The organism is Salipiger sp. PrR007 (assembly GCF_010499845.1).
In the GTDB taxonomy this organism is placed as follows: Bacteria; Pseudomonadota; Alphaproteobacteria; order Rhodobacterales; family Rhodobacteraceae; genus Salipiger; species Salipiger pacificus_A.
On the sequence record NZ_JAAGOZ010000093.1, the window covers coordinates 149,901 to 171,417 of the forward strand.

The 21,517-nt window shown below is 67.2% G+C and carries 26 protein-coding genes and 1 tRNA gene; 20 read left to right on the forward strand and 7 right to left on the reverse strand.

Annotation, left to right across the window (positions count from 1 at the left end; translation table 11 throughout):
• Positions 1 to 69: 69 nt before the first annotated feature.
• The 4 genes from G0Q01_RS25305 to G0Q01_RS25320 form a co-directional block, all read right to left on the reverse strand.
• The gene (locus G0Q01_RS25305) at positions 70 to 354 is read right to left on the reverse strand and encodes an HlyU family transcriptional regulator (RefSeq protein ID WP_164188988.1); all 285 of its coding nucleotides are present in this window, start codon (positions 352 to 354) and stop codon (positions 70 to 72) included.
• A gap of 16 nt (positions 355 to 370) precedes the next feature.
• A complete protein-coding gene (gene rpoD / locus G0Q01_RS25310; protein WP_164188990.1) occupies positions 371 to 2,365 on the reverse strand; it encodes an RNA polymerase sigma factor RpoD in 1,995 nt (664 codons plus the stop codon).
• Positions 2,366 to 2,506: 141 nt separating this feature from the next.
• The gene (gene dnaG, locus G0Q01_RS25315) at positions 2,507 to 4,501 is read right to left on the reverse strand and encodes a DNA primase (protein WP_164188992.1); all 1,995 of its coding nucleotides are present in this window, start codon (positions 4,499 to 4,501) and stop codon (positions 2,507 to 2,509) included.
• A 128-nt stretch (positions 4,502 to 4,629) separates the two neighbouring features.
• Entirely contained in the window at positions 4,630 to 4,911 is a 282-nt protein-coding gene (locus tag G0Q01_RS25320) for a hypothetical protein (protein WP_164188994.1), read from the reverse strand.
• On the opposite strand from G0Q01_RS25320, the gene G0Q01_RS26975 reads away from it, so the two are divergent.
• Genes G0Q01_RS26975 through G0Q01_RS25340 form a run of 4 tightly spaced genes read left to right on the forward strand, consistent with a single transcriptional unit; the run spans position 4,910 to position 8,032 of the window.
• Positions 4,910 to 5,287, forward strand: coding sequence for a hypothetical protein (locus G0Q01_RS26975; RefSeq protein WP_235940397.1), 378 nt, complete (start codon positions 4,910 to 4,912; stop codon positions 5,285 to 5,287). The genes G0Q01_RS25320 and G0Q01_RS26975 overlap by 2 nt on opposite strands.
• Complete coding sequence (locus G0Q01_RS25330; RefSeq protein WP_164188996.1) at positions 5,284 to 6,804, forward strand: CHAD domain-containing protein; 1,521 nt, start codon at positions 5,284 to 5,286, stop codon at positions 6,802 to 6,804. The genes G0Q01_RS26975 and G0Q01_RS25330 overlap by 4 nt, the downstream gene beginning before the upstream one ends.
• The gene (locus G0Q01_RS25335) at positions 6,801 to 7,553 is read left to right on the forward strand and encodes a ParA family protein (protein WP_108966508.1); all 753 of its coding nucleotides are present in this window, start codon (positions 6,801 to 6,803) and stop codon (positions 7,551 to 7,553) included. The genes G0Q01_RS25330 and G0Q01_RS25335 overlap by 4 nt, the downstream gene beginning before the upstream one ends.
• Positions 7,550 to 8,032, forward strand: a complete 483-nt coding sequence (locus G0Q01_RS25340) for a CYTH domain-containing protein (RefSeq protein WP_164188998.1) — start codon at positions 7,550 to 7,552, stop codon at positions 8,030 to 8,032. Before G0Q01_RS25335 ends, G0Q01_RS25340 begins: the two co-directional genes overlap by 4 nt.
• 398 nt (positions 8,033 to 8,430) lie before the next feature.
• Here the strand turns inward: G0Q01_RS25340 and G0Q01_RS25345 are convergent.
• Positions 8,431 to 8,505 (reverse strand) — tRNA-Thr (locus G0Q01_RS25345).
• Between the two features lie 135 nt (positions 8,506 to 8,640).
• Here G0Q01_RS25345 and G0Q01_RS26665 point away from each other — a divergent pair.
• From G0Q01_RS26665 to G0Q01_RS25355, 3 genes are read left to right on the forward strand one after another with little or no spacing between them, the layout of a single operon-like run.
• On the forward strand, positions 8,641 to 8,814 hold the full coding sequence (locus G0Q01_RS26665) for a hypothetical protein (RefSeq protein ID WP_203595176.1): 174 nt from the start codon (positions 8,641 to 8,643) through the stop codon (positions 8,812 to 8,814).
• The gene (gene murA, locus G0Q01_RS25350) at positions 8,814 to 10,085 is read left to right on the forward strand and encodes a UDP-N-acetylglucosamine 1-carboxyvinyltransferase (RefSeq protein WP_108966504.1); all 1,272 of its coding nucleotides are present in this window, start codon (positions 8,814 to 8,816) and stop codon (positions 10,083 to 10,085) included. The genes G0Q01_RS26665 and murA overlap by 1 nt, the downstream gene beginning before the upstream one ends.
• Positions 10,082 to 10,549, forward strand: a complete 468-nt coding sequence (locus G0Q01_RS25355) for a DUF2948 family protein (protein WP_193989030.1) — start codon at positions 10,082 to 10,084, stop codon at positions 10,547 to 10,549. Before murA ends, G0Q01_RS25355 begins: the two co-directional genes overlap by 4 nt.
• Positions 10,550 to 10,590: 41 nt before the next feature.
• On the opposite strand, the gene G0Q01_RS25360 is transcribed toward G0Q01_RS25355, so the two are convergent.
• Positions 10,591 to 11,004 carry a c-type cytochrome gene (locus G0Q01_RS25360; RefSeq protein WP_235940398.1) on the reverse strand — a complete coding sequence of 138 codons (414 nt, stop codon included), beginning with the start codon at positions 11,002 to 11,004 and terminating at the stop codon, positions 10,591 to 10,593.
• Between the two features lie 169 nt (positions 11,005 to 11,173).
• Here G0Q01_RS25360 and hisD point away from each other — a divergent pair, with 169 nt between their 5' ends.
• From hisD to G0Q01_RS25425, 13 genes are all read left to right on the forward strand, one after another.
• Positions 11,174 to 12,475, forward strand: a complete 1,302-nt coding sequence (gene hisD, locus G0Q01_RS25365; protein WP_164189000.1) for a histidinol dehydrogenase — start codon at positions 11,174 to 11,176, stop codon at positions 12,473 to 12,475.
• 108 nt (positions 12,476 to 12,583) lie between these two features.
• Positions 12,584 to 13,063, forward strand: a complete 480-nt coding sequence (locus tag G0Q01_RS25370; RefSeq protein WP_108966500.1) for a UPF0262 family protein — start codon at positions 12,584 to 12,586, stop codon at positions 13,061 to 13,063.
• A gap of 4 nt (positions 13,064 to 13,067) precedes the next feature.
• Positions 13,068 to 13,514: a low molecular weight phosphatase family protein gene (locus G0Q01_RS25375; protein ID WP_108966498.1), complete on the forward strand. Its 447-nt coding sequence runs from the start codon at positions 13,068 to 13,070 to the stop codon at positions 13,512 to 13,514.
• On the forward strand, positions 13,511 to 13,909 hold the full coding sequence (locus tag G0Q01_RS25380) for a ketosteroid isomerase-related protein (protein WP_164189002.1): 399 nt from the start codon (positions 13,511 to 13,513) through the stop codon (positions 13,907 to 13,909). Before G0Q01_RS25375 ends, G0Q01_RS25380 begins: the two co-directional genes overlap by 4 nt.
• Positions 13,906 to 14,514: a GNAT family N-acetyltransferase gene (locus G0Q01_RS25385; RefSeq protein ID WP_370457131.1), complete on the forward strand. Its 609-nt coding sequence runs from the start codon at positions 13,906 to 13,908 to the stop codon at positions 14,512 to 14,514. Before G0Q01_RS25380 ends, G0Q01_RS25385 begins: the two co-directional genes overlap by 4 nt.
• 90 nt (positions 14,515 to 14,604) lie before the next feature.
• Entirely contained in the window at positions 14,605 to 15,489 is an 885-nt protein-coding gene (locus tag G0Q01_RS25390; protein ID WP_164189004.1) for a carbon-nitrogen hydrolase family protein, read from the forward strand.
• 108 nt (positions 15,490 to 15,597) lie between these two features.
• Complete coding sequence (gene infA, locus G0Q01_RS25395; RefSeq protein ID WP_005978431.1) at positions 15,598 to 15,816, forward strand: translation initiation factor IF-1; 219 nt, start codon at positions 15,598 to 15,600, stop codon at positions 15,814 to 15,816.
• Positions 15,817 to 15,882: 66 nt separating this feature from the next.
• On the forward strand, positions 15,883 to 16,461 hold the full coding sequence (locus G0Q01_RS25400) for a nucleoside triphosphate pyrophosphatase (RefSeq protein WP_108966490.1): 579 nt from the start codon (positions 15,883 to 15,885) through the stop codon (positions 16,459 to 16,461).
• Positions 16,462 to 16,476: 15 nt separating this feature from the next.
• The gene (locus G0Q01_RS25405; protein ID WP_164189006.1) at positions 16,477 to 17,520 is read left to right on the forward strand and encodes a ribonuclease E/G; all 1,044 of its coding nucleotides are present in this window, start codon (positions 16,477 to 16,479) and stop codon (positions 17,518 to 17,520) included.
• Positions 17,517 to 17,705 carry a DNA gyrase inhibitor YacG gene (locus G0Q01_RS25410; protein ID WP_164189008.1) on the forward strand — a complete coding sequence of 63 codons (189 nt, stop codon included), beginning with the start codon at positions 17,517 to 17,519 and terminating at the stop codon, positions 17,703 to 17,705. The genes G0Q01_RS25405 and G0Q01_RS25410 overlap by 4 nt, the downstream gene beginning before the upstream one ends.
• Positions 17,706 to 17,851: 146 nt before the next feature.
• Positions 17,852 to 18,589 carry an allophanate hydrolase subunit 1 gene (locus tag G0Q01_RS25415; protein ID WP_164189010.1) on the forward strand — a complete coding sequence of 246 codons (738 nt, stop codon included), beginning with the start codon at positions 17,852 to 17,854 and terminating at the stop codon, positions 18,587 to 18,589.
• On the forward strand, positions 18,586 to 19,623 hold the full coding sequence (locus G0Q01_RS25420) for a biotin-dependent carboxyltransferase family protein (protein WP_235940400.1): 1,038 nt from the start codon (positions 18,586 to 18,588) through the stop codon (positions 19,621 to 19,623). Before G0Q01_RS25415 ends, G0Q01_RS25420 begins: the two co-directional genes overlap by 4 nt.
• A gap of 27 nt (positions 19,624 to 19,650) precedes the next feature.
• Positions 19,651 to 20,427, forward strand: coding sequence for a LamB/YcsF family protein (locus G0Q01_RS25425; RefSeq protein WP_164189012.1), 777 nt, complete (start codon positions 19,651 to 19,653; stop codon positions 20,425 to 20,427).
• Between the two features lie 46 nt (positions 20,428 to 20,473).
• On the opposite strand, the gene G0Q01_RS25430 is transcribed toward G0Q01_RS25425, so the two are convergent.
• Positions 20,474 to 21,505: a siderophore-interacting protein gene (locus tag G0Q01_RS25430; protein WP_164189014.1), complete on the reverse strand. Its 1,032-nt coding sequence runs from the start codon at positions 21,503 to 21,505 to the stop codon at positions 20,474 to 20,476.
• Positions 21,506 to 21,517 lie beyond the last annotated feature (12 nt).

Genomic DNA, 21,517 nt, shown 5'->3' on the forward strand with positions numbered 1-21,517 from the left:
AGACTTGGCCGGCGCCGCAAAAGAAAACGCCGCCCCGGAGGGCGGCGTCTTGCGTTCCGCGGGCGCGCTTCAGCCGAAGAGCCGGCTGCCCTGTTCGTCGATCATCTGCTTGGCCTTGCGGATCGACGCCTCTACGGCCTCGTCGCGGTCGCGGATGACGTCGGCGCGGATCAGTTCGTGCACCTTTGTCTCGCCGTTCACCTCGCCCTCGATGCGGGCGGCGATGCGGAACTGACCCTCTGCCGGCTGCGGCGTGGGAAAGATGCGGAAGCCGCTATATTCGACGGCCTCCGCCTGCGGCTCTGCCTTGGCGGGGCCGGAGCCGCCGCCGAAGAGACGAGACCAGAAGGACATGGGCGTTCCTCCGCGTTTACTGGTCGAGGAAGGAGCGCAGCTTGCGCGACCGCGACGGGTGCTTGAGCTTGCGCAGGGCCTTGGCTTCGATCTGGCGGATCCGTTCGCGGGTCACCGAGAACTGCTGGCCAACCTCTTCCAGCGTGTGGTCGGTGTTCATGCCGATGCCGAAACGCATCCGCAGAACCCGCTCTTCACGCGGGGTGAGCGAGGAGAGCACGCGGGTGGTGGTCTCCTTGAGGTTTTCCTGAATCGCCGAGTCGAGCGGCAGGATCGCGTTCTTGTCCTCGATGAAATCGCCGAGCTGCGAATCTTCCTCGTCGCCGATCGGCGTTTCGAGCGAGATCGGTTCCTTGGCGATCTTCATCACCTTGCGGACCTTCTCGAGCGGCATCTGCAGCTTTTCCGCCAGCTCTTCCGGGGTCGGCTCGCGGCCGATCTCGTGCAGCATCTGGCGGCCAGTGCGGACCAGCTTGTTGATCGTCTCGATCATGTGCACCGGGATACGGATGGTGCGCGCCTGGTCGGCGATCGAGCGGGTGATCGCCTGACGGATCCACCATGTCGCATAGGTCGAGAACTTGTAACCGCGGCGGTACTCGAACTTGTCCACGGCCTTCATCAGGCCGATGTTGCCTTCCTGGATGAGATCGAGGAACTGCAGCCCGCGGTTGGTGTATTTCTTGGCGATGGAGATCACGAGGCGCAGGTTGGCCTCGACCATTTCCTTCTTGGCCTGACGCGCCTCTTTCTCGCCCTTCTGCACCTGCTGGACGATGCGGCGGAATTCGCTGATGTCGAGGCCGACGTACTGGCCGACCTGCGCCATGTCGGCACGCAGCTCTTCTGCCTTGTCCGAGAAGCGCTCGATGAACATCTGCCAGCCGCGACCGTCCTTGGCCGCCATGTGGTCCATCCAGTTCGGATCAAGTTCGCGGCCACGGTATTCGTCGATGAACTCGCGGCGGTTGATGCGGGCCTGGTCGGCCAGCTTCACCATCGAGCTGTCGATCATCATGATCCGCTTGTTGATGCCGTAGAGCTGGTCGATCAGCGCCTCGATGCGGTTGTTGTGCAGGTGAAGCCCGTTCACCAGCACCACGATTTCCGAACGCACGCGCTGGTACTGCGCCTCGTCCTCGGCCGAGAAGGAGCCGTCCTCGTTCAGCGTGGCGCTGATCCGGGCATCCTGCATTTCCGACAGGGTTTCGTAATCGGCTGCGATCGTGTCGAGGGTTTCCAGAACGCGCGGCTTCAGCGCGGTCTCCATCGCGGCCAGCGACATGCTGGCCTGGTCGTCCTCGTCCTCGTCGTCATCACGGCGCAGCGGGTTGCCGTCGGCATCGAGTTCGGGCTCGTTGCTGCGCTGCTTCTGCGCCGAGGCGTCGCCGCCGGTGCCGACCACCGGCTCGTCCAGCTCGCCGTCCTCGTCGAGCTGGTTGCCGAAGGTCGCCTCGAGGTCGATCACGTCGCGCAGGAGGATTTCCTCGCTGAGAAGTTCCTCGCGCCAGATGGTGATCGCCTGGAAGGTCAGCGGGCTTTCGCAGAGGCCCGCGATCATCGTGTTGCGGCCAGCCTCGATGCGCTTGGCGATGGCGATTTCGCCCTCGCGCGAGAGCAGTTCGACCGAGCCCATCTCGCGCAGGTACATGCGCACCGGGTCATCGGTGCGGTCGAGCTTCTCGGCGCCCCCGGACGACAGCGCGACGTCGCGACCGCGCGAGGCGTCGACCAGATCGGTCGAGCCCTTCGCCTTGTCGTCACCGTCTTCCGATTCCTCGTCCTCTTCGGTGACTTGGATGCCCATTTCGGAGAGCATCGACATCACGTCTTCGATCTGGTCTGAGCTGACCTGATCGGGCGGCAGAACCTGGTTCAGCTGGTCATAGGTGATAAAGCCACGCTCGCGCGCCTCGGCGATCATCTTCTTGACCGCGGCCTGGCTCATGTCGAGGCTGTGTGCGTCGTCCTGAGTTTCCGGCTTGGCGTCGTCGTTGTCTTTGGCTGCCATGAAGTGCTCCGTCAGAGGGAGGGGCCGGTTCTGGCCGGCACTCGCGCAAGTGAAGTGATTCGATTTTGCGAATCATGGGGGGAATCGTTTGATTCGGCCACCCGTCTACCGGTTTTTCCTCCAGTTTCCCTAAATGGCCATCTAGTTCTGACCTTTGGAAAAGCGAATCTGCTGCAGCAACGCGTCAAAGGCGCTGCGTTCTTCCTTGTCCATGCGGGCGCCATTCACGCCCACGTCGAATTCCACGTCATCCTCGGACCGGTTCATCACGGCCTGGTTGCGTGCCTGCGCTGCCTGTCCCAGGCGCCAGGTGAGGGCTTCGTCCGCCAGGCTTTCCATGTCTTCCAGAGCCTCGGCGAGTTCGGCCACGAGCCCAGCCTGAGCGGCGATTTTCGCGAACTCCTCGGCCACCGTCAGGCGGGCGAGCTCGCTGTCACCGAAATGTCGCAGGCAGGGTACGACAGCCACATGGCGTGCCCCGAGCAGGGAATCAAGGGCCTCGGGTCCGATTCTCTGCATCGCTTCGTCCTGGAGTGTCTCGGGATCGTCGGTCACCCCCGACAGCAAAAGGCTGCGCAGGGCGGCGTGCGAGGGGTCCTGGCAGGGCAGCGTCTCGAGCGGGCTCTCGAATTCGGCCATCAGCGCGGGGTAGCGCAGCAGCACGGCGAGGATGACATCCTCGCGCAAGCGGGTCTCGGCGGCGTCGCCAGCGGCAACCAGGAGCGAGGCCTTGGCCGAGGCGCTCGGCGCGATGGGCACGGCCTGGCCCCATTTCTGCGTACGCCTGCCGTTGCGGAAAGGGGTGTATTGGCTCGCGCTTCCCGAGAACCCGCCGGACGAGCCGCCGCGCTTGCCGCGGAAGAGCTGCCAACGCAGGTCCTTGATCTCGTCGCCGTAGTGGCGGCGCAGGTCGGGGTGCTGGATCCGCTTGATCGCGGCGCGCAGCGTCGCGTCGAGGGCGGCCTTGCGTTCGGGGCTGTCGAAGACCTTGCCTTCGGTCTCGCGCCGCCAGAGAAGCTGCACCATGGGCAGCGCCTGGTCGAGCACGGCCTTCACCGCCTGCGGACCCTTCGCGCGGAGCAGATCATCGGGGTCCTGCCCCTCGGGCATGAGGGCGAACCGCAGCCCTTTGCCAGGCACCAGCAAGGGCAGGGCCGTGTCGATCACCCGGTAGGCGGCGCGCAGCCCGGCCTTGTCGCCGTCGAGGGCGATCACCGGCTCGTCGGCGATACGCCATAGGAGGGCGAGCTGATGCTCGGTCACCGCCGTGCCGAGCGGCGCGACCGAGGCTTCGAACCCGGCTTCGCTGAGGGCGATCACATCCATGTAGCCCTCGGCAACGATCAGCGGCTGGCCCTTGCCCGCCGCCTCGCGCGCGGGCGCGTGATTGTAGAGGTTCCGGCCCTTGTCGAAGAGATCGGTCTCGGGCGAGTTGAGGTATTTCGCATTGTCGCGCGGATCCATCGCCCGCCCGCCAAAGGCGATCGCGCGGCCGCGACCGTCGCGGATCGGGAACATGATGCGGTTGCGGAAGACGTCATAGGGCGCGCGGCCCTTGTCCGAGGGCTTGGCCAGCCCGGCGCCGAGGATCAGATCCTCGGCCACGCCCTGTCCGCGCAGGTGATCCCAGAGCCCCTGCCAGCCGTTCGGCGCGAAGCCGAGCTCGAACCGGTCCTGCACCTCCTGCTTGAGGCCGCGCCGCTCGAGATAGCCACGCGCCTCGGCGGCGGCGCTGGTGCGCAGCTGCATCCGGTAAAAGCGCAGCGCCTGTTCCATCACCTCGGCGAGCTGGCTGCGGCGGTCGGCCTTCTGCGCGGCCTGCGGATCGCGCGCCGGCATTGGCATCCCGGCCTCGCGGGCGAGGATCTCGACGGCTTCCATGAAGTCGACGTTCTCGCTCTCGCGGATGAAGGAGATGGCGTCGCCCTTCGCGTGGCAGCCGAAACAGTAGTAGAAGCCCTTGCGGTCATCGACGTGGAAGGACGCGGACTTCTCTTGGTGGAACGGGCAGGGCGCCCACATGTCCCCCTTGGCCTGGTTCGATTTCCGGCTGTCCCACATGACCTTGCGGCCCACGACCTGAGACAGGCTCGTGCGCGTGCGCAACTCGTCGAGGAAACCGGGTGGAAGACTCATGGTCGGAGTATCAATGCACAACGGAGCCGAGTCCATGCGACTCGACCGGGGATTTCATCATTCGTTGCGGATAGCCGACTCCGGCGCCGCGCGGAAGCGCGACGTCGGTGCCCGTCAGCTCTGAGGGCTCATTGCGTGAGGCACTGTTGCTCCCACGTCCGACCCACGTCGAGGGTCAGATCCTTCTCCGGCAGCTCGTAGATCCATTGCGCGAGCGAAGCGCCGGTGTCGCGGTCGAGCGCCCGGCGCAGCTCGCGCTCGGTCCGCTTGAGGGAAATTCCGTCCTTACGCGCCTGCACCGCTTCCATGACCATCTTTGCCGAGGTCTCGCAGCGTGCCGCCTTCTCACTTTGCGCGGAGAGGGGCGTGGCAGCGGCAAGCACCAGCCCGAGTACAACAAGGTTCCGCATGGTCTGCATCTCCTTCGTCAGCCATGCTGGGTACCTAAGCGCTCGCGGCGGCGCTGTCATCCGCAGCACTCTGTTCATTCACGAACAGATGAGTAGGCCGAGCGTGTTGATTTCAGGGAAAACCGCGTTGCGGGCCGGTCGCAGGAATGACATCATGACGTCACATACAGGAAAGGTGCGCAGCATGGCGAAGGTCAAACAGCCCAAGGCCAAGGATGCACAGGAAGATGAGAAGAAGAACACCTCCCTTCGGCTCAGCGGCGAGACCCTGAAGGCGCTCAAACTGCGCGCGATCGAGGAAGATACAAGCGTGCAGAAGATCGTCGAGACACTGATCGAAGACTACCTGCGCAAGAGCAGAAAGAAGGTACGATGAGCCCGGAGACCCTTGCACTCTATCTCCTGCCCGAAGCGGCGCTGGAGCGGCTGATGGGCGCGCCCGTCGGCGGCCTTGCCGCGCGGTTGGTCTGGCAGGAGGGCAGCAGCGCCTTCCAGGTCCGAGACAGCTTCGATCAGAGGCTCCGGAACTCCGGCAGGCTGCTGGTCGAGGCGGACGAGCGGTTCGAGCTGCTGCGGCCTGCGGGCGCGCCTCTCGTGCAGCGCGGTGCCGCCGGGGCCCGCTTCGTCAGCGACCTTCCCGAGGGGCCGGTCAAGGGGGCGCTCTCGGACCTCTCTTCGCTGCGCTGCCTGCTCCCAGTGGGCGCGGGCACGCTGCGCCGGGGAACGTTGTCGCTGCTGGATGACGAGGGCAAGACGCAGGCGCGGGCGCAGCTTATCGAGCTGGCGGCGACCGGGGGCGGAACCGTATTGGTGCTGCAGCTGCAGGGGCTGCGCGGCTACGACAAGGCGCTGCAGCGGCTGCGCGCTATGGTCGAGGATGCGGGCGGCACGGCGCTCGGCGAGGCCGGGCTCTATGCAAAGCTCTTTCCGGGTCTGAGCGACTACACCCCCAAGCCGGTCGTTTCACTGGATCGCGAGACCGGGGCCTTCGATGCTGCGAGCGACATCATCGCCGCCTATCTGCATGTGGCGCGGGCCAACGAGGCCGGGGTGATCGCCGATGACGACACCGAGTTCCTGCACGACTACCGCATCGCGCTGCGCAAGGTCCGCTCGGTGCTGAGCCTTTTCAGGGATGTCTACGACGCGGAGCTGACCGCCGAACTGAAGGCGCGCTTTTCCGACCTCATGACGCCCACCGGGCGGCTGCGGGATCTTGATGTCTACCTGCTGGAGCGGGACGGCTTCTACGGCATGGTGCCCGCCAGCCTGCACGGCGGGCTCGACCGGATGTTCGCGCTTTTCGCGCAGGAGCGGACGGGGGAACACCAATCGCTTGCGGCACACCTGCGCAGCACTGCCTACCGCAAGGAGATCAAGGCGCTCATCAAGCTCTTTGACAAGCGCAAGAAGCTGGCAAAGGGGGGCAAGGCTGATCTGTCCGCCTACGACTTCGCCTGCAAGCTGATCTGGAAACGCTACCGAAGGATCTGCGCCATTGCCGAGGGCATCGACGAGGGCACACCCGACCACGAGGTCCACGAGCTGCGCATCCACTGCAAGAAGCTGCGCTACCTCATGGAGTTCTTCGCGCCGCTCTTCCCGGCAAAGCCCTTCAAGCAGATCATCAAGCCGCTCAAGAAACTGCAGGACAACCTCGGCCTCTTCAACGATTACTCGGTGCAGCAGGAGAGCCTGCAGGCCTTTCTCGGGCGTCTCGAGGGGGCGACACCGGGCAACCTGCAGATTGCCCAGAGCGTCGGCGCGCTGGTCCTTGTGCTGCACGACCGCCAGCTGGCCGAGCGCGCACGGGTTGTCGGCAGCTTTGCCGCCTTCAACAGCGCCGAGACCCGCCAGACGTTCCGCGACCTGTTCCACGGGGGAAAACCATGAAGATCATCGCCTGCTATTCCAACAAGGGCGGCGTGGGAAAAACCGCGACCTCCGTCAATCTCGCCTATGCGCTGGCGCAGGGCGGGCGGCGGGTGCTGCTCTGCGATCTCGATCCGCAGGGCGCCTCGGGGTTCTACTTCCGGGTGAAGCCATCGAAGAAGCTGACCGAGACGCGTTTCTTCGACGACGTCGCGCGCTTCACCAAGGCCATCCGCGGCAGCGATTTCGACAATCTCGACATCTTGCCCGCGAATATGACCTTCCGCGACTTCGACGTATTTCTGGCGAGGATGCGCAACTCGCGCTCTCGGCTCAAGAAGGCGCTGAAGGCGGTGAAGGGCGACTATGACGTGATCCTTCTGGATTGCCCGCCGAACATCTCGACCCTGTCGGAGAACGTCTTCCGCGCCTCGGATGCCGTTGTCGTGCCGGTGATCCCGACGACGCTCTCGCAGCGCACCTTCGAGCAGCTCAAGGCGTTCTTCCGCGAGCACGACCTGCCGGTGAAGAAGTTGCACGGCTTCTTTTCCATGGCGCAGGGGGTGAAGTCGTTGCATGGCGAGACCATGGACGAGATGCGCCGGGAGCACGGCAAGCGGCTGCTCGCGGCGTCGATCCCCTTTACCTCGGACGTGGAGCGCATGGGGGTGCATCGCGCGCCGGTCATGGTCTCGGCCCCGTCGAGCGCGGCAAGCGCGGCCTACGCGACGCTGCATGACGAACTTGTTGCCCGGGTGTTCGGCAAATGAGCGGCGGCGTGGAGATCGAGCGCAAGTTCCTCGTCGCCCGCCTGCCGGTGCTCGAGGGGCTGAAATCCAAGCCGGTGCGACAGGGGTATGTCACGCTCGAGGGCGATTCCATCGAGCTGCGCCTGCGCGAGAAGGGCGGCGCCTATTTCCTGACGCTGAAATCCGAGGGCGGGCTGGCGCGGATGGAGCGCGAGATCGAGATCGGGCGCGCCCAGTTCGAGGAACTCTGGCCGACGACCGGCGGGCGCGTGGTCGAGAAGACCCGCTACGTGGGCGCGCTGGCGGATGGCACCGGCTTCGAGCTCGACGTCTTTGCCGGCGCGCTGGCGCCGCTGGTGATGGTCGAGGTGGAATTCGATACGGTGGAGGCCGCACTGGCTTTCACTCCGCCGGACTGGTTCGGCGCGGATGTGACCGAGGATCGCCGCTACCGGAATCGCGCGCTCGCCGACAACGGGGTGCCGGGCCGACCCGGGTGACGTGACGTTCGCCTCCTGCGACTCGTGTGTATCGATTCGCGGGGGGCAGTTTTCGCGGCGGAGAATCGCGGTGCCGTGCGATCTGGGCGCGACTCGTTTCCGCGCCGGAGTCGGGGTGACGCCGGGGTGACGCGCCGGGGTGACGCAAGGACCGCTTCCGGGGGTCGGAAAATGCGCAGGATACGGGGGCTTCGGGATGCCCTTGCGGCAGCTCGGTGCGCGCTGCGCGGTGGCGCGCCAAGAGCCCTGGCGACGTGCTCCGATAAAGCCCTGATCTACCGGACCAAGCGCATGCAGGAGCCAGCGCGGCAGCGCGGAGGCGTCTCGGCAAGGCCCGGAGCGCGAGAGGCCACCCTGGGAGAGGGTCTCGCGAAATCTAGCGATTTCAGGGATTTAAGTGGTGCTGCTGGACAGGATTGAACTGTCGACCTCTCCCTTACCAAGGGAGTGCTCTACCACTGAGCTACAGCAGCGCCGGTTCGCCTTTCGAAGCGTCCGCGCTAGGTTGCGTCGGTGTGCCTCGTGGCGTGGCGCGGTGTCTAAGGGCAAACGCCGGGGGGTGCAAGCGCAATCTGGACGGTTTTTTGCCTCTCAAGTAAAGAAAGTTCATGGAGCCGAAAAACAGCCCCCGAACATCCCCTGCGCAGGAGCGCGAAACCCGTCTAAAAGCCGCGCTGAAGGCGAATCTCGCCCGGCGCAAGGCGCAGGCCAAGGCGCGCAATGCCGCGCCGACAGAAGATAACAAGCCCGAAGACGGGCAGAGCAGTGAAAAGGACAGTTAATGGATTCGATCGTCGTCACGGGCAACGGCCCGCTTTCGGGACAAATTCCGATTGCCGGGGCGAAGAACGCCTGTCTCACGCTGATGCCGGCCACCCTGCTGTCCGATCAGCCGCTCACGCTGACCAATGCGCCGCGGCTGTCGGACATCCGCACCATGACGCTGCTGCTGCAGTCGCTTGGCGCCGAGGTGCAGTCGCTGAATGACGGGCAGGTCCTGGCCATGTCGAGCCACGCGCTGACCTCGACTCGCGCCGATTATGACATCGTGCGCAAGATGCGCGCCTCGATCCTCGTGCTCGGCCCGCTGCTGGCACGCTTTGGCCATGCCGAGGTTTCGCTGCCCGGTGGCTGCGCCATCGGCGCGCGCCCTGTGGACCTGCACCTCAAGGCGCTCGAAGCCATGGGCGCCGAGCTCGACCTGCGCGACGGCTACGTGCATGCCAAGGCCCCCTCGGGCGGTCTCAAGGGTGGCATCGTCGATTTCCCCTTCGCCTCTGTGGGTGCCACTGAGAACGCGCTGATGGCCGCGACGCTGGCCAAGGGCACCACGGTGATCAAGAACGCCGCGCGCGAGCCCGAGATCGTCGACCTGGCGCAGTGCCTGCGCAAGATGGGCGCGCAGATCGAGGGCGAGGGCAGCTCCACCATCGAGATTCAGGGTGTCGAGACGCTGGGCGGTGCGACCCACCGCGTGGTCACCGATCGCATCGAGCTGGGCACCTACATGCTTGCCCCGGCGATCTGCGGCGGCGAGGTGGAGTGCCTTGGCGGCACCATCGCGCTGGTTGAGAGCTTCTGCGAGAAGCTCGACGCGGCGGGCATTTCGGTCGAGGAGACGCCCACGGGTCTCAAGGTGGCGCGCAAGAACGGCCGGGTGAAGGCGGTGGACGTGACCACCGAGCCTTTCCCGGGCTTCCCCACCGACCTGCAGGCACAGATGATGGCGCTGCTCTGCACCGCCGAGGGCGAGAGCGTGCTGGAAGAGAAGATCTTCGAGAACCGCTTCATGCATGCCCCCGAATTGCTGCGCATGGGAGCCAAGATCGACGTGCACGGCGGCACCGCACGGGTCACCGGGGTCGACAAGCTCAAGGGCGCCCCGGTGATGGCCACCGACCTGCGCGCCTCGGTGTCGCTGATCCTCGCGGGTCTCGCCGCGGAAGGCGAAACCGTGGTAAGCCGGGTCTATCATCTGGACCGCGGCTACGAGCACGTGGTCCGCAAGCTGCGCGGCGTGGGCGCCAAAATCGAACGGGTGAAGGGCGAGTGACCGAGGACGCAAGATTCGAAGACGCGGGCAACCAACCGCTCAACCTGGGTGCCATGGATCCGGAGGACCTGCAGGTCCTTTCGGCCCTTGCGCAGGATTCGGTGACGACCGTGGCCGACGTGGCCTGGGAGAAGCGTCACCACCGGCTGGCGCTGCTGATCAACCGGCTGCGCCGTGAGGATGGCGTGCATGTCTCGCCGCCGGAGCGGGTGCGATCGCTTCTGGTGATCGAGAACGTCCTGAAGGTCTCGGCGCAAGGGGTGAACCCGGGCGAGAAGGACACCGTGCTCTCGCTGCTCTCGGTGAAATTCGAGCCGGGCGAGGAGGGAGCAGGATTCGTCGAGCTGACCTTCGCCGGTGACGGCGCGCTGCGTGCCGAGGTCGAGGCGCTGGAGTTGCGTCTCAAGGATGTGACCCGGCCCTACACCGCGGTGTCGGGGCAGGTGCCGGATCACGGGGCCTGAACCGGTGGTCCTGAACCACCGGGCCTGACTCCTTTCCGAACCTACTGCGCCTGGATCGATTCCAGGTGCTGCGCGAGGGCGAGAATCCGTCCTCGCGTCACGATCTCGCTGGCGTAGGGGCCGATGTCTATGGAAAGCGCTTCCTTGAACCGCTGCCCCCAGACCGGCATCGGGTAGCCATGCCCCCGGATGCCGCTGCGCCCGTCGATGATCTGAATGACGTCGAGCATCGGAAACGCGCCGTCGTTCCGCGCCGAGATCTGCGTGAGGTCGGGTAGATCGACGGTCATCAGTTCGGCCAGCGGCCCGTCGCCGGTGCCTTTCTCGCCATGGCAAGCGGCGCAGGCGTTCATGTATTCCGTTTCTCCGGCGCTCTGCGCCACGGCCGATCCGCCAGCGCAGAAGGCACTCGCCGCAACCACCAGCCCCATGGCTGCAAATGTCTTCTGAAACATCTTTGCTCCTCCGAAATGCATCGGCTCTCCCATGCCGATTTCGACATATTAGGCGAGTCGCATGTTTTTCGGGCTGATCCATGTCAAGGGATGCGGGCGAATCCCCCGGCGCGCCACTTGAGCCGGGCGGCGCTTCTCTCTAAGCAGTCTCGCGACAAGGAGACCGCCCATGCCCGTCTTTCTCGACACGACCGACCCGGATTTCGAGCTGGAGTTCGCCCAGCTGCTCAGCGCCAAGCGCGAGGACAGCCCCGACGTGGATGACATCGTCGCGGGCATCATCGCCGACGTGCGCGCCCGCGGCGACGCCGCCGTGCTGGAGATGACCGCCAAGTTCGACCGGCTCGAGCTGGAGGCGGCCGGGTTGCGGTTCACTCCCGAGGAGATCGACGCCTATTGCGCGCAGGTCCCCGCAGCCGAGCGTGCCGCGCTGGAGATCGCCGCCGAGCGCATCCGCGCCTACCACGTGCGGCAGATGCCCGAGGATGCGCAGTGGACAGACCCCGACGGCGCGACCCTCGGCTGGCGCTGGACGCCGGTCTCAGCGGCCGGTCTCTATGTGCCGGGCGGACTTGCCAGCTATCCGTCCTCGGTGCTGATGAACGCCATTCCCGCCAAGGTGGCGGGTGTCGAGCGGCTCTGCATCGCCGTGCCGACGCCTGATGGCGTGGCCAACCCGCTGGTGTTGCTGGCGGCGCGCATCGCCGGGGTCGACGAGATTTACCGGATCGGCGGGGCGCAGGCGATCGCCGCGCTCGCCTATGGCACCGAAAGCATCGCGCCCGTGGACAAGATCACCGGCCCGGGCAATGCCTTCGTCGCTGCCGCCAAGCGCCGGGTCTTCGGCAAGGTCGGCATCGACATGATCGCCGGCCCCTCCGAGATCCTCGTCATCGCCGACGAAGGCAATGATCCCGAGTTCATCGCCCTCGACCTGCTCAGCCAGGCCGAGCACGACGAGAGCGCCCAGTCGATCCTGATCACCCCCGACGCGGGCCTTGCTCAAAAGGTGGCCGACGAGGTCGCCCGGCAGCTCGAGGTGCTCGAGCGCCGCGGCATCGCCGGCGCCAGTTGGCGCGACTTCGGCGCAGTCATCATCTGCCGCGATCTCGACGAGGCGGCGGCCCTGTCGAACCGGGTGGCGCCCGAGCACCTCGAGCTCTGCGTTGCCGAGCCCGAAGCGCTGTCCGAGAAAATCCGTCACGCCGGGGCGATCTTCCTCGGCCAATGGACCCCGGAAGCGATCGGCGATTACGTCGGCGGGCCGAACCACGTGCTGCCCACCGCGCGCTCGGCGCGCTTCTCTTCGGGGCTGTCGGTGCTCGATTTCGTCAAGCGCACCACGCTGGCGAAGATGTCGCCCGATGCGCTGCGCGCCATCGGCCCCGCCGCCGAGGTGCTGGCGACCTCGGAAAGCCTGCAGGCGCACGGCATGTCGGTCACCGCGCGGCTGCGCAAGCTCAACGGCTGATCGTCCGGGGCGGGGGCGTCGCCGCTTCTGCCCCATGAGTCGCAAGTCGCATTGCCCCATCCCCGCGCATTGGCTACAGATTCCGGAGCCGCAGCCGAGGACGCGCCCATGAGCACCATCGCCCGTATCGAGCTTGACGACGCCAACCTGCCGCCTCCGACCCCGGAGATCGAGCAGGAGCGGCGCGTGGCCATGTTCGATCTCATGGAGGACAACAGCTTCTGCCTGCCGGCGCGCAACGGCCGCGACGTGCCCGACGGTCCCTATGCGCTCGGCCTGTCGATCCGCGACAAGCGGCTGGTTTTCGACATCACCACCGACGCTGGAGATCCGGCAGCCGAGTTCCACCTGTCGCTCGCGCCCTTTCGGCAGGTGGTGAAGGACTACTTCCAGATCTGCAAAAGCTACTTCGATGCGGTGAAGACGGCGGCACCGAGCCAGATCGAGACCATAGACATGGCCCGCCGCGGCATCCACAACGAGGGCGCGCGCATCCTGCAGGAGCGGCTCGAGGGCAAGGCCGAGGTCGACATAGACACCGCGCGGCGCCTTTTCACACTCATCTGCGTGCTGCATTTCGGGGGCTGATCGCGTGCCGAAGCTGCCGCAATCGGTGCTCTTCTGCTGCGACCACAACGCGGTGCGCTCGCCCATGGCCGAGGGCATCATGAAAAAGCTCCACGGTCAGGGCACCTATGTGCAGTCCGTCGGCGTGGTGAACGATCTCGAGATCGACGGCTTCGCGATCTCGGTCTGCCAGGAGATCGGCGTCGAGCTGTCGCGCCACCGCTCGCGCAGCTTCGAGGAGCTCGAGGAGATGGGCGAGACGCTTTCCGGATTCGACCTGATCGTGGCCATGTCGCCCGCCTCGCAGCGCGCCGCGCTGGATCTGACCCGCTTCTTCCATCTGACGGTGGAATACTGGCCGATCATGGATCCGACGGGGCTCGGCGAGACCCGAGAGACCAAGCTCAACGCCTACCGCCAGACCCGCGACCAGATTTACCAAAAGCTCAAGACCCGGTGGGGAGACACATGACGGCCACCGAAACGATCCAAGCCTATTTTGCCGCCTTCAACGCCAAGAACACCGATGCCATGCTCGAGCTGCTCTCGCCCGACATCGCGCATCACGTGAACGAGGGGCAGATCCGCTCGGGCAAGACGAAGTTCGCCGAGTTCTGCGCCCACATGTCCCACTGCTACGACGAGCACCTGACCGATATGGTGGTCTTCGAAGCAGAGGGCGGCACCCGCGCCGCCGCCGAATTCACGGTGAACGGCACCTATCTCAGCACCGACGCGGGCCTGCCCGAGGCGCGGGGCCAGACATACCGCCTGCCGGCTGGGTCCTTCTTCTCGCTCGAGGACGGCAAGATCACCCGGGTCGTCACCTACTACAATCTCGCCGACTGGATCCGGCAGGTCTCGTGACCGCGGTGACCGAGGTTCGTGTCCTGACCGGCGCGGCGCTCGATTCGGCGCTCGACGACGTGGCGCGGCTGCGCATCGCGGTGTTTCGCGACTGGCCCTATCTCTACGACGGCGATCTGGATTACGAGCGGCGCTACCTGGAAAGCTACCGCACCAGCGCCGGGGCCGTGCTGGTCGGCGCCTTTGCGGGCCCGCGCCTCGTCGGCGCCGCCACCGGCACCCCGATGGAGGATCACGCCGAGGATTTCGCCGCGCCCTTCGCCGCCACCGGACTCGCGCTGGCCGACATCTTCTACTGCGCCGAGTCGGTGCTGCTGCCCGAGGCGCGCGGGCAGGGCATCGGTCACCGCTTCTTCGAGGCGCGCGAGGCACACGCCCGCGCGCTCGGCCGCCGCTACAGCGCCTTCTGCGCCGTGCAGCGCCCCGCGGATCACCCGCTGCGCCCCGCCGCCTACACCCCGCTCGACACGTTCTGGCGCAAGCGCGGCTACGCGCCGCTCCAGGGCGTCGTCGCCCGCTTCCGCTGGCGCGACGTCGACCAGCCCGAGCAGACCGACCACACCCTGCAGTTCTGGCTTCGTGACCTCGACGACGACATCGCCTGACCTTTCCTTCTCTCTTCACATACGCCTCGGGAGTCCGCGCAGCGGACGGGGGCAGAGACCCTTCGACCCCGCCAGCCAAGGACACCATGCATGAAGATCGCCACTGCTGCTTACCCGATGGACTTCCTCGAGGACTGGGACGCCTATGCCGCAAAGACCGAGACCTGGGTCTCCGAGGCCGCGGGGCAGGGCGCAGAGCTCCTGGTCTTCCCCGAATATGGCGCGATGGAGATCGCGACGCTGGCCGGGCGCGCCGCGGCAGGTGATCTCGAGGCCTCGCTGCACGCGGTCTCCGAGCGCATGCCGCAGGTGGATGCGCTGCACTCGGAACTCGCTGGCAAGTACAAGGCCCACATCCTCGCCGCCTCCGCCCCGGTCTTCGATGCCGCCCTCGGTCCGCGCCCGGTCAATCGCGCGCGCTTCTTCGCGCCCGGCGGCGGCATGGGGTTTCAGGACAAGCAGATCATGACCCGTTTCGAGCGGGAGGACTGGCACGTTGTTGGCGGCGCGCCGCTGCAGCTCTTCGACACCGCGCTCGGCAAGATCGGCATCCTCATCTGCTACGACAGCGAGTACCCGCTGCTCGGCCGGGCGCTGCGCGACGCCGATCTGCTGCTGGTGCCCTCCTGCACCGAGGCGCTGGCGGGCTACAGCCGGGTGCGCATCGGCGCCATGGCCCGCGCGCTCGAGCAGCAGTGCATCGCGGTCATGGCCTCGACGGTCGGAAGCTGCGACTGGTCCGAGGCGGTGGATACCAACATGGGCATGGGCGGGGTCTTCTGTCCGCCCGACACCGGCTTTCCTGCCACCGGGGTGATCGCCGAGGGCCGACTCGGACAACCCGGCTGGACCTATGCCGAGGTTGACCTTGACGCCGTCGCGCGGGTCCGTAACGATGGCGTCGTGCTGAACCGAAGCCACTGGGACGATCAGTCCGGCCGCGACGGCCCCGTGACCCAGCGGGCGCTGCGCTAGAGCCTATTCCCGACAATCTGCAATTGTGGGCTTGAAAATTGCCCCGTTTGGGCGCATATGCATCCGCGTTCCGCGAAAGTCAGCGGGACTGCATTTTCAGGAGAAAGCATGGCCAAGGAAGATACGCTCGAATTTCCCGGTGTCGTGAAGGAACTCCTGCCCAACGCGACGTTTCGGGTCGAGCTAGAGAACGGCCATGAGATCATCGCGCATACGGCAGGTAAGATGCGGAAAAACCGCATCCGGGTTCTTGCCGGCGACAAGGTTCAGGTGGAAATGACGCCCTATGATCTGACCAAGGGCCGGATCAACTACCGCTTCAAGTAACTCCGCATGACCCGGAATCTCATGGCGGATCCCGCGTTCCCTGACACGGACACGGGAGGTCCGCGCATGAAACTCGTCCTCGGTTCCGGCTCGCCCCGGCGGCGCGATCTGCTCGCGCAGCTTGGCGTCACCGCCGACGACATCCGCCCGCCCGACATCGACGAAGACCCGATGCCGGGCGAGCTGCCCCGCCCTTACTGCGTGCGGCTCGCGCGCGAGAAGGCGCAGGCGATTCCCTCTGCAGACGACGAGATCGTGCTCTCGGCCGACACCACCGTCGCGCTCGGGCGCCGCATCCTCGGCAAGCCCCGCGACGCGGGCGAGGCCGCGGAGTTTCTCACCAAGCTCTCTGGCCGCCGTCACCGGGTGATCACCGCCGTCGCGGTGCGCCGCGGGAGCCGCATCTGGGAACGCGACGTTGTAACCCAGGTGCAAATGAAGAACCTCTCCAACGAGGAACTGAACGCCTACCTCGCTTCGGGCGACTGGCAGGGCAAGGCCGGGGGCTACGGCATCCAGGGTCTCGCCGGGGCGTTCATCCCGTGGATCAACGGCAGCTTCACCTCGGTTGTCGGCCTGCCGATGGCCGAGACCGCGAACCTGCTGCTCGCGGCGGGCTACCCGCTCTATAAACCTGCAGACTGACCAAAGGGGCCTCGCATGAAGGGACGCACCATCGCGCTCGACCAGCTCGGCGAGGCGGAAGCCGCCGCGCTGATCGTCGACGGCAAGCTCGAGGACCTGCTGATCGACAGCGATCACGCGCGCCCGGGCACCATCTACCGAGGCATCGCGCAGCGCCCGATGAAGGGGCAGGGCGGCATGTTCCTCGACACGCCCGAGGGCTCGGCCTTCCTGCGGCAGGTCAAGGGGCTGGCACCCGGCCAGCCACTGATCGTGCAGGTCACCGGCTTTGCCGAGCCGGGCAAGGCGATCCCGGTCACCACCCGCATCCTCTTCAAGTCGCGCTACGCCATCGTCACGCCCGGCGCGCCGGGGCTGAACATCTCGCGCCGCATCAAGGACGAGGACATCCGCGAGAGCCTGCTCGAGATTGCCCATGAGGTCATGCCCGGCGCCAACGAGGCCGAGAACGGCCTGATCCTGCGCTCTTCCTGCGCCGAGGGCAATGCGGACGAGATCGCTGAGGACATCGCCGCCATGGCGCAGCTTTGCGCGCAGGTGATGGCGGATGTCTCGGGCAAGGCCGAACTGCTGGTCGAGGGCGACGGGCCGCATTCCATGGCCTGGCGCGAGTGGGACGAGGGCGACGTGGACGCAGAGCCCGGCGCCTTCGAGCGCCATGACGTGCACGAGATGATCGCCGCCTTGCAGCGCCCGCTGGTGCCGCTGCCCGGGGGCGGCTCGATGAGCATCGAGCCCACCCGCGCGCTGGTCGCGGTGGACGTGAATACCGGCGGCGATACCTCTCCGGCGGCGGGGCTCAAGGCCAATATCGCCGCCCTGCGCGAGCTGCCCCGGCAGCTGCGCCTGCGCGGGCTTGGCGGGCAGATCATCGTCGATCCCGCGCCGATCCCGAAAAAAGAGCGCCGCCAGCTCGAGACCGTGCTGCGCGCGGCGCTGAAGACCGACGCCACCGAAACCATCCTCGCCGGCTGGACCCAGCTGGGGCTCATGGAGCTGCAGCGCAAGCGCGAGCGCGTGCCGCTGAGCGAGGTGCTGAAACCGGGGATGCTGCCATGAGCTGTCCGATCTGCGCCAAGCCGACCGACGAGAAATACCGCCCCTTCTGCTCGAAACGCTGCGCCGATGTCGATCTGGCGAAGTGGATGTCGGGCAGCTACGCCGTGCCCTCGGACGATCCGCAGGACGTGGAAGAGGCGATCGAGCTTGCCGAGCGCGAACAGGCCAAGCAGACGCGGCACTGACAGGGCGGGCAAGGGCCTTCGCTGCCACCGCGCTGCGCGCGTCCTCCCGAAGGAACGTCTGTCTGGAAGAAACGCAGGGCCGGTCCCGGGGCCGGCGACGGTCATTGCCTGTTGCAGCCGCGCGGGACATCGCTAACGTCCCGCGCATGACCCATACGTCTTCCTATCCCCTGCTGCGCACCGCTGGCATCGACGGCATGCTGGTGAGCTTCGGCGACCGGCTGAGCGAGCCTGCCAACCGCGCCGCGCTGGCCTTCCGTGCCGCGCTGGAGCGCGAAAGCTGGGAGGGGGTGGAGGAGATATCCTCGTCGCTGGTCTCGGCCTATCTGCGCTTCGATCCGCTGGCGCTCAAGCATGCCACGCTCGAGGCGCGGCTGCGCGCGCTGATAAGCTCGCGCGACTGGCTGCAGGCCGAGTTGCCGCACGGCCGCCGCCTGCACCGCATTCCTACCGCTTATGGCGGCACCCTCGCGCCGCAGCTGGCGGAGGCGGCACAGGTGGCGGGGATGACCGAGGCCGAGGCGGTGGCCTCGCTGTCCTCGGCGCGGGTGCGGGTGACGGCGCTTGGCTTCGCGCCGGGCCAGCCCTATCTGGGTGAGTTGCCGGAGGTGTGGAACATCCCGCGCCAGCAGGCGCTGACGCCGCGCGTGCCGCAGGGGGCGTTGGTGCTGGCGATCCGGCAATTCGTCATCTTCTCGGTCACCGCGCCGACCGGCTGGCGCCACGTCGGCCAGACCGCCGCGCCGCTGTTCCGGCTCGGGGCCGAGCGGCCTTTCCTGCTGGCGCCGGGCGACGAGGTGGAATTCCCGCAGGTTTCGGAGGAGGTCTTTAACCGGATGCAGGACGATCCCGACGGCGGGGCGAGCTGGGAGGCGCTGTCATGAGCAAGGCCATGACCGGAACCACGCGCCGCGAGCTGATCGTCCATCGCGCCGGGCCGGCGGTCACCGTGCAGGATGGCGGGCGTCCGGGCTGGATCGCCTATGGCTTGTCACGGGGCGGCGCCATGGACCGCATGGCGCTGGCCGAGGCTGCGGCGCTGCTCGGGCAGGGCGAGAGCGCGGCGCTGGAGATGGGCGGCATGGGCGGGCGCTTCGAGGCGGGCTGCGATCTGCGCATCGCGCTGACCGGCGCGCCGATGCGCGCCAGCATCGACGGCGCGCCGGTTGTCTGGCACGCCTGCCACGCGCTGCCCAAGGGCGCGGTTCTGGAGATCGGCCCGCTGCAGGCCGGGGCCTATGGCTACCTGTCGGTGGGCGGGGGGCTTGCGCCTGACGAGATCCTCGGCGCGGTCTCGGCGCATCTGACGGCCGGGCTCGGCCGGGCGATCGAGGCAGGCGACCGCATTCGCGTGGGTGCCGACCGCGGCAGCGCCGTGGCACGCAAGCTGGCTGTCGAGGACCGTTTTTCGGGCGGCGCATTGCGCGTGGTCGAGAGCCTGCAGACCCGGCTCTTCCCCGAGGAGCAGCGCGCCCGGCTCGAGACCACCCGCTTCACCCGCGACGCCCGCGCCAACCGGATGGGCGCCAAGGTCGTGGCCGAGGGCGAGCCCTTCGGCGTCGAGGGGGGGCTGTCGGTGGTCTCCGAGATCATCACCCCCGGCGACATCCAGGTGACCGGAGACGGCGCCCCCTTCGTGCTGCTGGCCGAGTGCCAGACGACAGGCGGCTATCCGCGCCTGGTCACGGTCATTCCCGCCGATCTGCCGAGCATCGCGCAGGCGCCCGCCGGGGCCGAGCTGCGCTTCCGCTTCGTATCGATGGACGAGGCACTGGCGGCCGAGGCGGCCCATCGCGCCGCGCTCAAGGAGATGCCGCGCCGGGTCGAGCCGCTGGTACGGCACCCCGGCGATGTTCCGGACCTTCTGGGCTACAAGCTGGTCAGCGGGTTTTCCAACGGCGAGCATCACGACCACTAGACACGACAGAAAAAAGGGGAGCGCAGGATGACCAGCGTCGATCTCAACGCGGATATGGGTGAAAGCTTCGGGCCCTGGGTCATGGGGCAGGACGCGGCGCTCTTGGAGGTGATCACCTCGGCCAATATCGCCTGCGGGTTTCACGCCAGCGATCCCGACGTCATGGCGGCGACGATGAAACGCGCCGTCGACCATGGCACCGGCATCGGCGCGCACCCGGGTTTTCCGGACCTGCAGGGGTTCGGGCGGCGGCGGATGCAGCTGTCGTCGGCCAGCCTGCGCAACCTGACCGCCTACCAGCTCGGCGCGGCGCAGGCGATGGCGGGCATGGCGGGCGGCAAGGTGCGGCACCTCAAGCTGCACGGCGCGCTGGCCAACATGTGCGCCGAGGACAAGGCCATGGCGCTGGCCGCCTACGAGGGGGCGCTCGCGGTCGATCCCGAGATCATCGTCATGGTGCTGGCGGCGACGCAGCAGCAGGCGGCGGTCGAGGAGTTGGGCTGCCGCTGGGCCGGCGAGATCTTTGCCGACCGCGCCTATAACGACGATGCGACGCTGGTCGACCGGGCGCTGCCGGGCGCGGTGATCCACGATGCCGAACTGGCTGCCGCGCGCATGGTCAAGATGGTCGAGGCCGGGGCAATCATCACCGAGAGCGGCAAGCACATCCCGGCGGCGGTGGACACGATCTGCCTGCATGGCGACGGCAAGACGGCGCTGCAGATCGCCCGGGCCGTGCGCGCGGCGCTCGAGGGGGCGGGCGTGACGCTGCAGGTCTTCCCCGGGCGCACCGGCGGGGTCTGAGCACCGGGGTCTGATGCCGGGGTCTGAGCGGCGGGGCCGCCCGGTCTCAGCCCTTGGTCCAATAGGCCGAGAAATACCCGCGCTCGCGCGGCAGGCCAAGCTCCTTGAAGTGGGCCTTGGCCGAGCGGACAATGGATTTCTCGGCGGCAACCCAGACGCATTGGCCGTCCTCAAGCCCCGTGACCGCTTTCAGTGCAGCCCCCAGGCCGCCGCCGTGGCCGCGGGTGATCCAGCGCAGCGCCATGCCCGCTGGCAGGATCAGCGCGGGACGGTGCTGCTCCGAGGCGGTCTCCAGGATCACCGTGCCGCGCCGGTCCGCGGGCGACTGCTCGAGGATGCGGCGGATGGTGGGCAGGGCGGTCTCATCCCCGGCAAGCAGGATATGGTCGGCCTCGGGGAACTCGCCGCCGCCCGGTCCCATCACGCCCACCGTCTCGCCCGGCCTCGCGCGACGCGCCCAGTCGGTGGTCTGCCCGCCCTCATGCTCGAAGATGTCGAAGGCAAACCGCCCCGCCTTGGCATCGAGCCAGACGAAGGTATAGGCCGCCCTGTGCAGCGCGCAGGCGCCATCCGGCCAGATGGTGCGGCCCTGCTCGGTCAACTCGGGCCAGCGCGGCGTGGTCCCCTCGGGCGGCAGCAGCAGCGAGAAATGCATGCCGCCCTCCTGCAGCGTCGCGATGCCGTCGCAGGCCATCTCGACGCGCAGGAAGCCCGGGCTGATCCGCCGCGTGCCGACCACGGCGGCGAGGTGGAAGTTGGGCGGTGTGCGGCGGGCATTGACGCCGCTCCAGGTCATGCGCGCGCTCGCCTCGGGCAGCGCCGCGTCGAGGAAGTAGATCACGCTTTCACGGCATTGGTGCAGGGGCACTTCGCCCTCGGCGGCGATCTGCACGGCAAAGCCGGCGTGGTCGAGCCGCAGGGTGATATCGGCCTGGGTGTAGCGGGCGGTCAGCTGGTGCCCGCGTTGCTGCAGCGGGATGTCGTAGTCTTCGAGCTGTGCGCGCAGGCGGCTGAGGAAGCCCTCGGGCAGCGGGCCGTCGTATCGGCTGGCAGAGATGGATCGGTCGGGCAGAACCATGGTGCGCCTTTC

What these genes read in the sequence shown, in the direction of transcription:
- infA (WP_005978431.1), top strand. Translation starts at nt 15,598, where the DNA reads ATGGCCAAGGAAGATACGCTCGAATTTCCCGGTGTCGTGAAGGAACTC.
- G0Q01_RS25340 (WP_164188998.1), top strand. Translation starts at nt 7,550, where the DNA reads ATGAGCGGCGGCGTGGAGATCGAGCGCAAGTTCCTCGTCGCCCGCCTG.
- G0Q01_RS25320 (WP_164188994.1), bottom strand. Translation starts at nt 4,911, where the DNA reads ATGCGGAACCTTGTTGTACTCGGGCTGGTGCTTGCCGCTGCCACGCCC.
- G0Q01_RS25335 (WP_108966508.1), top strand. Translation starts at nt 6,801, where the DNA reads ATGAAGATCATCGCCTGCTATTCCAACAAGGGCGGCGTGGGAAAAACC.
- G0Q01_RS25305 (WP_164188988.1), bottom strand. Translation starts at nt 354, where the DNA reads ATGTCCTTCTGGTCTCGTCTCTTCGGCGGCGGCTCCGGCCCCGCCAAG.
- G0Q01_RS25330 (WP_164188996.1), top strand. Translation starts at nt 5,284, where the DNA reads ATGAGCCCGGAGACCCTTGCACTCTATCTCCTGCCCGAAGCGGCGCTG.
- G0Q01_RS25420 (WP_235940400.1), top strand. Translation starts at nt 18,586, where the DNA reads ATGAGCAAGGCCATGACCGGAACCACGCGCCGCGAGCTGATCGTCCAT.
- G0Q01_RS25410 (WP_164189008.1), top strand. Translation starts at nt 17,517, where the DNA reads ATGAGCTGTCCGATCTGCGCCAAGCCGACCGACGAGAAATACCGCCCC.
- G0Q01_RS26665 (WP_203595176.1), top strand. Translation starts at nt 8,641, where the DNA reads ATGGAGCCGAAAAACAGCCCCCGAACATCCCCTGCGCAGGAGCGCGAA.
- G0Q01_RS25425 (WP_164189012.1), top strand. Translation starts at nt 19,651, where the DNA reads ATGACCAGCGTCGATCTCAACGCGGATATGGGTGAAAGCTTCGGGCCC.
- G0Q01_RS25430 (WP_164189014.1), bottom strand. Translation starts at nt 21,505, where the DNA reads ATGGTTCTGCCCGACCGATCCATCTCTGCCAGCCGATACGACGGCCCG.
- G0Q01_RS25415 (WP_164189010.1), top strand. Translation starts at nt 17,852, where the DNA reads ATGACCCATACGTCTTCCTATCCCCTGCTGCGCACCGCTGGCATCGAC.
- murA (WP_108966504.1), top strand. Translation starts at nt 8,814, where the DNA reads ATGGATTCGATCGTCGTCACGGGCAACGGCCCGCTTTCGGGACAAATT.
- G0Q01_RS25380 (WP_164189002.1), top strand. Translation starts at nt 13,511, where the DNA reads ATGACGGCCACCGAAACGATCCAAGCCTATTTTGCCGCCTTCAACGCC.
- dnaG (WP_164188992.1), bottom strand. Translation starts at nt 4,501, where the DNA reads ATGAGTCTTCCACCCGGTTTCCTCGACGAGTTGCGCACGCGCACGAGC.
- rpoD (WP_164188990.1), bottom strand. Translation starts at nt 2,365, where the DNA reads ATGGCAGCCAAAGACAACGACGACGCCAAGCCGGAAACTCAGGACGAC.
- hisD (WP_164189000.1), top strand. Translation starts at nt 11,174, where the DNA reads ATGCCCGTCTTTCTCGACACGACCGACCCGGATTTCGAGCTGGAGTTC.
- G0Q01_RS26975 (WP_235940397.1), top strand. Translation starts at nt 4,910, where the DNA reads ATGGTCTGCATCTCCTTCGTCAGCCATGCTGGGTACCTAAGCGCTCGC.
- G0Q01_RS25360 (WP_235940398.1), bottom strand. Translation starts at nt 11,004, where the DNA reads ATGTTTCAGAAGACATTTGCAGCCATGGGGCTGGTGGTTGCGGCGAGT.
- G0Q01_RS25370 (WP_108966500.1), top strand. Translation starts at nt 12,584, where the DNA reads ATGAGCACCATCGCCCGTATCGAGCTTGACGACGCCAACCTGCCGCCT.
- G0Q01_RS25400 (WP_108966490.1), top strand. Translation starts at nt 15,883, where the DNA reads ATGAAACTCGTCCTCGGTTCCGGCTCGCCCCGGCGGCGCGATCTGCTC.
- G0Q01_RS25390 (WP_164189004.1), top strand. Translation starts at nt 14,605, where the DNA reads ATGAAGATCGCCACTGCTGCTTACCCGATGGACTTCCTCGAGGACTGG.
- G0Q01_RS25405 (WP_164189006.1), top strand. Translation starts at nt 16,477, where the DNA reads ATGAAGGGACGCACCATCGCGCTCGACCAGCTCGGCGAGGCGGAAGCC.